Genomic DNA, 10,313 nt, shown 5'->3' with positions numbered 1-10,313 from the left:
GTAATGGATTGTGGGAATGTTTGTGATTGGAACGATTGTACTGAGCCTCCACTTCCACCTGAATGTCCTGAAGGTGTTATGGACTGTGGTCATTATTGTGACTGGAATGATTGTACTGAACCACCAGTTATTACCCCTGAATGTCCTGAAGGCGTGATGGATTGTGGTGATGTGTGTGACTGGAATGATTGCTCAACTCCAGAGGTGATCACCGAGGGATCTACAGCATATCGTGCACCATACATCATCAACAATGACGTAATGACAATTCATAACCGACCGCTAATGAGTTAAACACACTATTTATATCCTCTTGCAATTAACTCAAAGCAAAAAAAAGAGTGGCTATCTAGCCACTCTTTCTTTTTATCTTAGCGTTTCTTGAATAGCTAAGCTTACAAACACATTGGTTTGTTTTGGCTTAGCATACGCATTCCTTTAACGATTTTGAACAACCAGTAAAGCACTGCAATAGCTGCAATCACACCACCAACAAATGGGATCACGTTAAGCACACTATTCATCACATCGTGTAACATTGAGCCTTGAACCCAATAATCAGCACCAGCAACCATACCTGTTGTTGTTGCCGCTGTTACACCCAGTACCACGAAAAATGTAAAGAACAAAAAGAAGCTACGGATAATGGAGTAATAGTGACTGTATGTAAGCTCATCAGTACCTTTATTTAATTGGTAACCAGCATAGATGATTGCCACGATACCTGAAGCCAGTAGTGTAAATGGTGTTAAGAAGCTTGCGATATAAGCAAACCAAACGCCTTTCTTATTATCTTGTGTCATAACGTTGATCCAAATCAGCAATAAGGTAATGATTTAACCCTAATTATCACAGGTATTTCACTGACTTCAAGTTTCGCTGCAAATTACGATGATCAGGATCAAAACAGCCCATTTACACTTCGCTAAAGTCTGCTATAACACCCTAAACGAACAAGTGCCCGCCTATGACTATGCGAGCACTGGATAAGATTCAATCACTATTAAATAACTTAATTACAGCTTCTCTTCTGCTGATTCAATTTCACTACCATCTTTAATACGACGGTGTCCTTCTTGAAGATGCACAAAATCCACTAAATCATCACCACTCACTTGGAATGCCTGACCAAAGCCTTTTACAAATAAACCTTGCGTTGGTGCTAATCGGAACAAGCTGAAATCCTCTAGCCCACTTAGCCCTTCCACAATCTCACCAAAACGTGCTTGCAGTGCTGCAACACCTTGTTGCCAACGTTCAGAATTACGTTCAATCACACTCACATCCGCTTCAAAGGTTAAGCGCTTACGGGCATAAAGCACTTTTGATGCAGATTCGTCTTCAATCATCATCAATGATACTTGTGGGTTTTCTAATAAATTACGTGCGTGTTTTGCAATCTGGCTAATTAGCACGTAGTAACCATCATCAAGTAAAGCAAACGGTGCATAACTTACATTCGGTTTTCCATTGGCATCAACAGTCGCTAACTGCAATGTTTGGCAGGCTTCACGGAACTCTTTAATTTCTGGGCCTAATCGGTTTTGTAAGCGTTCCTGTTTTACTTCACTCATTATTTCTTCCTCGAATTTGCTGATTTTTTGTAACCTAAATCTGCGCTTAGGTTTATTTCATTTGTTTTAATTGCTGGAATTTTTCAATTTGCTCAGGGAACAAGTTACGTTGCTTATCACGACCTAAGTAAACCTTAAATACGCACTCACCTGTCGCAGCAAAAAAGCCAATAAAGTAACTTTCTTGCCCCATAAATGGCTTACTGACTAATGCAATATCTAACACATTTTCTAGGCGAAGATGTCCGTGAAGCTCACCTTCTTTACCCATTAAATTATAATAGCCACGGGCTTCTTTCCCTTTAGGAAAGCTGGCTTTAACCTCAAAAATCGATCCCATTGAATGCACGATAGTGGTAACGGGACCCCATGATGGCAATGCTTCTAAAATAGTTTTAGCTAGGCTTCCCGGTAATAATTGCACCATGTCATCAGGATAAGACAAGACGATTTCACCTTCAGTAACACCTAAGTCTTCAGAAATAGACACCGCATGAAGTTTCGGATTTTCCGTCAGTAGTGCTGCTACGCGAGTTTTTAACTCTTCTCGTGTGTATTTATCAAACACCTTCATTTTTCCTTATTTGTCAGTGCGTTCTATGCTGCACGCATAGTTGAATCATTAACTTTGTTAATCACCTTAATCATGGCTTGCGCTAGAGTGACTGCCCAAAACTGTCCTGCTAATGTCAGCGTGACATATTGATTTTGCTTTGTTGTATTTAAAGTAACAAAACCATGTTGTTGCCATGCTTTAAATAATGGCAAACAGTAATCAAACACATTCCAACCAGCTTGCAGCTCTAATTCAATTTTAGACACAACCCCACGATCAAAAGCACATTTGATCGCCATGGTCGTTGCAGCATTAACAGGTTGCTTCATCATCATCGCCACAGGCATTAAACCTTGCTTGATAGCCGCTAAATAACCATCAAGGGTACGATGCTGCATTACGCCATAGCCACCGATATTGCCGCCCGCCCCTGCGCCTAATGGCCAAACCTCTGCAGTGGTTTTCGCTAGGCTGTTGTATAAGCTGCGTTCCCGATTATCTTTTGCCCAATGATTAACACTTAAGCGATTAAAATGATGAGCATCCATCGCAGCAACACCCGCTTCAAACATCGATGCTTTTATCGCAGTGCCAGCAGGTTGTGGTAATCGCCCTTTCTCAACCAAATCCGCCATGGGTGTGCCATTCATTTCGACCAGTTGGTATAAATCAACACCATGAGCACCCGTTGCAAAAAAGTCGGATAAATCTTGTTGCCACACTGTCAAATCTTGATATGGCAAGCCATAGAGCAAATCAATCACGATGGGAGCTTGATCATATTGTGCTAATCGCTGAACCCGAGATAGCACCACTTCACGATCATCTAACCGTTTTGCTTTACGTCGAACTTGAGTATCAAAGCTCTGCACACCAAATGAAAAACGGTTAAAGCCCCCCTCTAACGCTGATTCAAACATTTCATCATCAAAACGGTTGATCCGACCTTCAAGAGTTAACTCGCAATCCGTTGTTAACGGAAAATGTTGGCGGATCATCTTGCCTAGTTGTTCAATTTGCTTAGCTGATAAATCTGTCGGTGTTCCACCACCAATATAAACCGCTTGAAAAGGCGCAGCTTGCGTCCAAGATTGTTTGGCCTTTTCTACTAGCTCAATCATTAAAGCGGCAAAGTAATCGTCCACCAGCTGTTTGCTCGATGCATATTGGAAAAAGTTACAATACGTACAGCGCACACGACAAAATGGGATATGCACATATAAACAACGTTTTGCTATGCCACTTATCGTGGATTCGCAACGTGATTCGTTCTTCCCTTGCAACAAAGCTGCCATCAAGGATTGATGCTCATCTGGCTTTATCGGTTGAGAATGACCACCAGCATGCGCCGATGTTTTCTTCACAAAGCCAAAACGCAAAGGATCTGGCGTATTTTCACCGATAACATCCGTGGTTAATTGTTCCTCTGGGACTGACATCCCCTTTCCTAACGTCGAACTTTCATGGGTTTTACGCATAACTATTGGCTAATCGCCCCTCGGTTGCCCTGTGCTTATTATTAATACAAGTCACAAGGTAGAGCCCTCATAGGTTGGCATGCTATGCACAGGCTCAAGAGCAAATCTATTAGCTGTTTACTTTCAATCTTGTTGCTTTTCGCAATCTAAGCGAATGATCTTGTTCAAAAATCACCCACATAATTTTTGGTTTTAATTATCATATTGAGCATCAAATAATATTGCAAATGATAATTGATATTATTCGCATTTCATGGATAATAAATTCAAAGTGCGCCGCACTAAGTACACCAGTACCAAAATAATTAAGCTAATTCATTGAATAAACGGACTTATCTCACGATGCAAATTATCACTTCCGATCAATACCGAATCATGGCTATCAGCAAATAAGGTTGTTGTTGTGAATTTAAAACGCTACGCCATTGCAGGCAGTGCTTCCATTTTGTTCCATAGCCTTCTTGTCTCTGCAATGCCTGACAAAAAAATCATCACAGTGCCAGTCTCTGAACCTGCTAGCGTAAGTGTAAATCTGGTTTCTTTGCCTATCGCCAAACCAGAACCTGTTATTCAGCCTATGGTTGAAACGCCTGTTGAACCGATAAAGCCTGTCGCAAAAACGATGACGCCAGAACCAAAAACAGCGATGAAAAAGCTGGTTCAAAAAAACAAGCCAGTAACAAAACCAAAAGCTGAACCTAAGAAGAAAGCTGTTCCTAAAAAGCCAATACCTAAAAAAACGGTGACTAAAAAAGCTGATGTTAAAAAGCCCTTGCAGAACAAAACAGTAAAGAAAGCACAACCAGCAAAGCCTAGTACCGCAAGCAAAGAATTTACGTTAGATAAACCCAGTAATAAGCCTGCCACCAAATCAGTGGTTGAGGTAAATAAAAAGCCGCTGAACCCGCAAGCCACTCAAGGTTCCAGCGAGCCGAAGTTGGTATCAAAACCGACATTTGCGACTAAACCTTCCCCTGTTAGCTACCCTAGTTTGGCTAAGCGTCGAGGTATTGAAGGCACAGTATTAGTGGAAGTGTTAATTGGTAAAGACGGCAAACAGCTAAAACAGAAATTAGCTAAATCATCCGGTGCCAGCGTGCTTGATAAAGCGGCACTGAAAGCAATCAAACTGTGGCGTTTTTCTCCGCACATCATTAACGGAAAAGCTATCGCTCACCGTGTACAAATTCCTGTTCGTTTCAAATTGGATTAAATCATGAGCTTTTTAGACAACCTGACCCAACAACTTGGCCTAATGGCATGGCCTCTCATTATCTGCTCTGTGCTCACGGTAATGATCCTTGTGGAACGTTTAGTTCAAGTTTTGCTTTGCACTGGTGTTGGCAAAACTAAGGTAAACGCCATCCTTGCCAAACAGAATCGTCACGATGATTGTGCGCTAGATACACTGACTGAAGAATTAAAACAGCAACGTCCCCTACTTTATAAAGGCATTGCGATGTTGATTGCTCACCGTCACTTCACCAAACCTCTGCGTGAAGATGCAGCTGCTATTTGGCTAATTCAAAAACGTACTGAATTACGTTCAGGCTTACGTTTGCTTAGCTTAATTGGTGTGATCAGCCCGCTATTAGGTTTGCTTGGCACCGTTTTAGGGCTAATTGAAATGTTCAGTGGCATTTCACAATCGACAGGTTCAGTAACCCCTAGTGATTTAGCCGACGGTTTAGGCTTAGCCATGCGAACAACAGCAGCTGGCTTATTGATTTCCCTACCAGCTATTACAGGTGCACAGCTTTTAGGCTTATGGGCTGATAACGTGACAGCCAAGTTAGAGCACTGTTTAAATCGCTGCAACCTGTGGCTTGAAGGGATGAATATCGAAGTGGAAAACGGCAAAACGACCGCTTGTGATACTTGTGAACAAAACCCAGCGGTTAGTGGTAAAGCATTATGATCAAAGCCAGTAGCAGCATAACTCAGTCTGATGATATGACCCCAGATCTGACACCTCTGCTCGATATTATATTCATTGTGATGGTGTTTTTACTGCTTACCGCTACGGTAAAAATTAAGTCGTTGGATGTCGATTTACCACAAACCGCCACTAAGACATTACAAACCACACAGGCTGATCCTATCGCCATTAATCTCGTTGCTAATGCGCCACATTGGGCGCTTCAGGGCGAGAAAATCAATGACTGGGACAGCTTTAAACAAGCGTTATTAACTGAAGTAAAAAACAACCCAAATAAACCTGTTGTGATCGGGGCAGATAAAACCGCCTCTGTTGAACAAATGCTTAAACTGCTCGCGTTCTTACAAGAAAACAATATCAAAGCAACTCAGCTACTTATGGAAGAATCATCATCATGAAACGACGCACACTTTTAACCACATCTCTGCTGACGATCACATTAGGATTGAGTAGCTTTTCATACGCCAATACAGATCCCAACACCAACAAAATCGTCAGTGCAGGCGCGTCGATTACACAAATCATTAACGCTTTAAACGCACAAGATCAGCTAGTAGCCGTGGATCTCACCAGTAAAACACTCGTAGATAAATCTGTGCCTAAAGTAGGCTACCACCGCCAACTATCAGCAGAGAACCTGATGTCACTATCACCAACAAACGTCATTGGTTCAGATGAAATGGGGCCGCAAAGCACATTAGATTTACTTAAACAATCAGGCGTTAGTGTGGGTGTCGTGAACTCAGGTGAAACCGTTCAAGATTTACTACAACGTATCGATCAAATCGCCTCACTGACACACCATCAACAGCGTGCAGAGGTATTAAAAGAAAAACTGAATAAGCAGCTAAACGAGATTAAGCAGGCAACAGCTAACATCAAAACTGCTAAAAAAGTGCTGTTTTTGATGATCCATGATGGTCGACCAATCAATGTCGCAGGCAGTAATACCACGGCAGATAGCATTATCTCATTAGCAGGTGCCGTAAATCCCGCGGCAGAATCAGTCAGCAACTACAAACCGATTTCGGCCGAAGCCATTGTCACCATGCAGCCAGATATCATTCTATTAAGCACTCGTACTGCAAGTAAGATCAAAAGTATGGAAGATCTGGTTAAACAAATGCCGCTCATTGCTGCAACACCAGCGGCGACCAATAACGCCTTATTAACCATTAACGGTACAGCTTTAATTGGCGGTTTAGGGTTAGAAAGCGTGAATGAAGCATTAAGGCTCAATCAGGTTATTTACCCTTAAATCAAGTATTTCCAATAACGTCTATTCGATAAGTACCTCTGTTTTAAGGTTGTTTTTTCATGTACGCAAAACGATTTTCAGCCCAACATATTTATATTTTAAGCATTGGCTTACTACTGCTAGCTGGACTGTCATCCATTGTGATTGGCCCAATGGCAATCAGTTATAAGCAAAGTCTACTTGCACTATTACCTGGCGATCATCAATTGGCGCAACATGTCAGCTTAGTGATCCATCAAATTCGCCTACCTCGCACCCTACTCTGTTTTGCTATTGGTGCAATTTTGGCGATTTGCGGCAGCGTACTGCAAGGGCTATTTCGTAATCCTCTTGCTGATCCCGGGATTATTGGTATTACAGGCGGTGCAGGCTTAGGTGCAGCATTAGCCATTGTATTATTCGCCCCACTTACCAGCACTTTCCCACAGTTACTTAACTTTGCCATTGTGCCTGTGTTTGCGTTTATTGGCGGTGCAATTAGCACAGTGATGGTTTATCGCTTAGGCACAGATAAAAACGGTACATCAGTGATGATCATGCTATTAGCAGGAGTGGCGATTACCGCAATTTCAGCGGCAGGATTGGGCTTACTTAACTATGTTGCTGATGATGAGGCACTGCGTGATTTATCACTATGGTCAATGGGCTCACTGGCTGGTGCCACGTGGTCTGGGATCCTTCTTGCCTACTTTACGTTAGCGTTACTATTTAGCTACTGTTATCGCCATTGTAATAACTTAAATGCGTTCTTATTAGGTGAAGCAGAAGCCAGGCACATGGGCGTCAATACTCAGCACTTAAAACGTAATCTTATTATTGTCTGTGCGGCAGGTGTCGGTATTACCGTGTCGATTTGTGGCCCTATCGGATTTATCGGTTTAGTGATCCCTCATGTTGGACGCATGCTGACTGGTCCAAATCATAAAACCTTATTACCTATTTCAGCTCTGTTAGGTGGCTTAATATTATTAGTTGCCGACATGATCGCCCGTAGTGCTTTTTCACCACAAGAATTACCCGTTGGCATTATCACCGCTATTTTAGGTGCGCCTTTCTTTATCTATTTACTTAGCGCTCAAAAGAGGCACATTTCATGACAGCAACTGCCATTGATATTGATTTACTTAGTTCGAAAGAAAACAGCTCTCAAAATAACGCTTCTCTAAACACCAATACAAACAGCGTTATTCAAGCAAGAAATCTCAAACTTCGTTATGGTAATAAAGTCTTATTAGATGATCTGAATTTAGATATTCATTCAGGTGAGGTCACAGCCTTGCTAGGCCCCAATGGAGCAGGTAAAAGTACCTTATTAAAAGTACTCTGTGGCGAAGTGACAGCTGAATTTGGCGAGGTCTCTTTTTTCGGGCAACCATTGTCATCATGGGACAGAGCTACACTGGCTAAACATTTAGGCATACTGCCGCAGCACAGTGCACTTTCTTTTGCGTTCACAGCAAAAGAAGTGGTGGAGTTAGGCGCAATTCCGTTGCAACTGACTTCACCACAGCTCAAATCAGTGACACAAATAACAATGGATTATGTTGATGTCAAAAACCTTGCAAATAGGCTTTACCCGACGCTTTCGGGTGGCGAAAAGCAACGGATCCACTTAGCTCGGGTATTAACCCAATTAAGCCAAGCTGGTGAGCACTGTATTTTGATGCTGGATGAACCAACCTCAGCTCTTGATTTGGCACATCAGCATCACACCTTACAAATCGCCAAGAACATGGCAATGCAAGGCGCTGCGGTTATTGTGGTATTACATGATTTAAACCTTGCAGCGCAATACACAGATCGGATGATTTTCCTAAAAGATGGGCAAATAAAAGCGGATGGAACACCGTCACAAGTGCTCACGGCAGAAGTTGTAGAATCGCTGTATGGTTGGCCTGTTACGGTGCATACCCACCCTAAAGAAAACTACCCTTATATTTTGTCAGCGAATCATCCTATTCTTTAATAACCAATCAGTTATTAATACTGTAAAAATGCGATAGAAAATCGGATTAAGCGTGACAACGACCTACATTTTTATACTTTATCATCAATAATTTCACTCAAGATGAACAGAAAGATTGCACAACGCAAAACACACAGTAAAATGTGAGCGCAAGCGATTACACATGTAAAAGTTGTAATAAAGATTTCGATACACTAATGCCGCATTTATTGCGGCTTTAGTTGTTTAAGAGCGGTACTCTATAAAAACGGTGCCAAATTGAATAATTAAGTAGTTAATAATTAAAGAATTTCATATCTACTAGTCTCTCAACTAGCCATCTACTACGTAATTAATCAATTGGGTACCACAACCTTTTGTCAGATCTCTATCTGACCATAATTAGAAGAATAAATATGGCAACCATTAAAGACGTTGCACGTATGGCAGGTGTATCAACCACAACTGTTTCACACGTGATCAATAAAACACGCTTTGTTGCAGAAGCAACACAGAAAAAAGTGCTGGCTGCGGTAGACGAGCTTAACTACGCACCAAGTGCTGTAGCGCGAAGCTTAAAATGTAATACAACTCGTACCATTGGTATGTTGGTAACAAAATCAACTAACCCATTCTTTGCTGAAGTTGTACATGGCGTTGAAGAATACTGTTACGGCGCAGGCTATACCCTGATCCTATGTAACACAGAAGGTAATCTTGAAAAGCAACGTGACTACCTACGCATGCTGGCAGAAAAGCGTGTTGATGGCTTACTAGTAATGTGTAGCGATCTTGATCAGAAGCTACTTGAACTACTAGAGCGTCAGAACGATCTTCCAATGGTTATCATGGACTGGGGTCCAGAACGTCCTCACACTGACAACATTCAAGATAACGCTGAAGATGGTGGCTACATTGCGACTAAACACTTCATCGATAACGGCCATAAGAAAATTGGCTGTCTATCTGGTCAAGCTGATAAGTCTACTTGTCATGAGCGCCTAAAAGGTTTCCGTAAAGCTATGGCAGAAGCGGACTTAAGCGTTAATGAAGATTGGCTACTTGAAGGTGACTTTGAATGTGAATCTGCTGTAGAATCTGCGAAGAAATTTATCGCAATGAAAGATCGCCCTACTGCTATCTTCTGTTTCAACGACATCATGGCAATGGCAATGATCAGTACATTCCAGCAAGCAGGTCTACGTATTCCTGATGATATCTCTATCATTGGTTACGATAACATTGACCTTGCACCGTACTTTGCACCGCCGCTAACGACCATCCACCAGCCTAAGCGTCGTTTAGGTAAAACAGCGGTGGAAATTTTGCTAGATCGTGTTAAAGACAAGAATCACGCTCGTCAAACTTTTGAAATGACGCCTGAGCTTGTTGCGAGAAAGTCTGTTAAAGATCTCAACTAACAAGATTGACCTTGGTAAGTCATGAAAAAGCCGATAAGTTTAACTTGTTGGCTTTTTTTTACTTTTTTAAAAAAGATTTATGCTCACCACAAGATAAGAACAATTACCTGAAGCAGTATCACATTTTTGAGGGCTTGGATTT

Annotated in this window: 12 protein-coding genes; 8 read left to right on the top strand and 4 right to left on the bottom strand. The window is 41.8% G+C overall.

Features of this window, described 5'->3' with window-relative positions; translation table 11 throughout:
* Positions 1-294 (top strand): hypothetical protein (locus E5A76_RS09870; RefSeq protein WP_222932515.1); only part of this gene is annotated, 294 nt, incomplete at its 5' end.
* 101 nt (positions 295-395) lie between these two features.
* Here the strand turns inward: E5A76_RS09870 and E5A76_RS09865 are convergent.
* The 4 genes from E5A76_RS09865 to hutW form a co-directional block, all read right to left on the bottom strand.
* Positions 396-803, bottom strand: a complete 408-nt coding sequence (locus tag E5A76_RS09865) for a hypothetical protein (RefSeq protein WP_023931937.1) — start codon at positions 801-803, stop codon at positions 396-398.
* 213 nt (positions 804-1,016) lie between these two features.
* Positions 1,017-1,574, bottom strand: a complete 558-nt coding sequence (hutZ, locus tag E5A76_RS09860) for a heme utilization protein HutZ (RefSeq protein WP_107166539.1) — start codon at positions 1,572-1,574, stop codon at positions 1,017-1,019.
* Between the two features lie 52 nt (positions 1,575-1,626).
* Positions 1,627-2,148 carry a heme utilization cystosolic carrier protein HutX gene (hutX, locus tag E5A76_RS09855; protein ID WP_187695613.1) on the bottom strand — a complete coding sequence of 174 codons (522 nt, stop codon included), beginning with the start codon at positions 2,146-2,148 and terminating at the stop codon, positions 1,627-1,629.
* A 23-nt stretch (positions 2,149-2,171) separates the two neighbouring features.
* Positions 2,172-3,569 (bottom strand): heme anaerobic degradation radical SAM methyltransferase ChuW/HutW, encoded by a 1,398-nt coding sequence (gene hutW, locus E5A76_RS09850; RefSeq protein ID WP_161118820.1) that lies wholly within the window; start codon positions 3,567-3,569, stop codon positions 2,172-2,174.
* 442 nt (positions 3,570-4,011) lie between these two features.
* Here hutW and E5A76_RS09845 point away from each other — a divergent pair, with 442 nt between their 5' ends.
* The 7 genes from E5A76_RS09845 to purR all read left to right on the top strand — a co-directional run bounded on the left by E5A76_RS09845 (position 4,012) and on the right by purR (position 10,171).
* On the top strand, positions 4,012-4,821 hold the full coding sequence (locus tag E5A76_RS09845; protein ID WP_161118819.1) for an energy transducer TonB: 810 nt from the start codon (positions 4,012-4,014) through the stop codon (positions 4,819-4,821).
* A gap of 3 nt (positions 4,822-4,824) precedes the next feature.
* Positions 4,825-5,526, top strand: a complete 702-nt coding sequence (locus E5A76_RS09840) for a MotA/TolQ/ExbB proton channel family protein (RefSeq protein WP_161118818.1) — start codon at positions 4,825-4,827, stop codon at positions 5,524-5,526.
* On the top strand, positions 5,523-5,945 hold the full coding sequence (locus tag E5A76_RS09835; RefSeq protein WP_053989576.1) for an ExbD/TolR family protein: 423 nt from the start codon (positions 5,523-5,525) through the stop codon (positions 5,943-5,945). Before E5A76_RS09840 ends, E5A76_RS09835 begins: the two co-directional genes overlap by 4 nt.
* Positions 5,942-6,805, top strand: coding sequence for a heme/hemin ABC transporter substrate-binding protein (locus E5A76_RS09830; RefSeq protein WP_161118817.1), 864 nt, complete (start codon positions 5,942-5,944; stop codon positions 6,803-6,805). Before E5A76_RS09835 ends, E5A76_RS09830 begins: the two co-directional genes overlap by 4 nt.
* 59 nt (positions 6,806-6,864) lie before the next feature.
* A complete protein-coding gene (locus E5A76_RS09825) occupies positions 6,865-7,902 on the top strand; it encodes a FecCD family ABC transporter permease (RefSeq protein ID WP_161118816.1) in 1,038 nt (345 codons plus the stop codon).
* A complete protein-coding gene (locus E5A76_RS09820) occupies positions 7,899-8,771 on the top strand; it encodes a heme ABC transporter ATP-binding protein (protein WP_187695612.1) in 873 nt (290 codons plus the stop codon). The genes E5A76_RS09825 and E5A76_RS09820 overlap by 4 nt, the downstream gene beginning before the upstream one ends.
* Before the next feature lie 395 nt (positions 8,772-9,166).
* Entirely contained in the window at positions 9,167-10,171 is a 1,005-nt protein-coding gene (gene purR, locus E5A76_RS09815; protein WP_161118815.1) for an HTH-type transcriptional repressor PurR, read from the top strand.
* Positions 10,172-10,313 lie beyond the last annotated feature (142 nt).

This window comes from Photobacterium lucens (assembly GCF_009873615.1).
In the GTDB taxonomy this organism is placed as follows: Bacteria; Pseudomonadota; Gammaproteobacteria; order Enterobacterales; family Vibrionaceae; genus Photobacterium; species Photobacterium lucens.
Note: the sequence above shows the minus strand (reverse complement) of the source record. Positions and strands in the feature narration are given on the sequence as shown.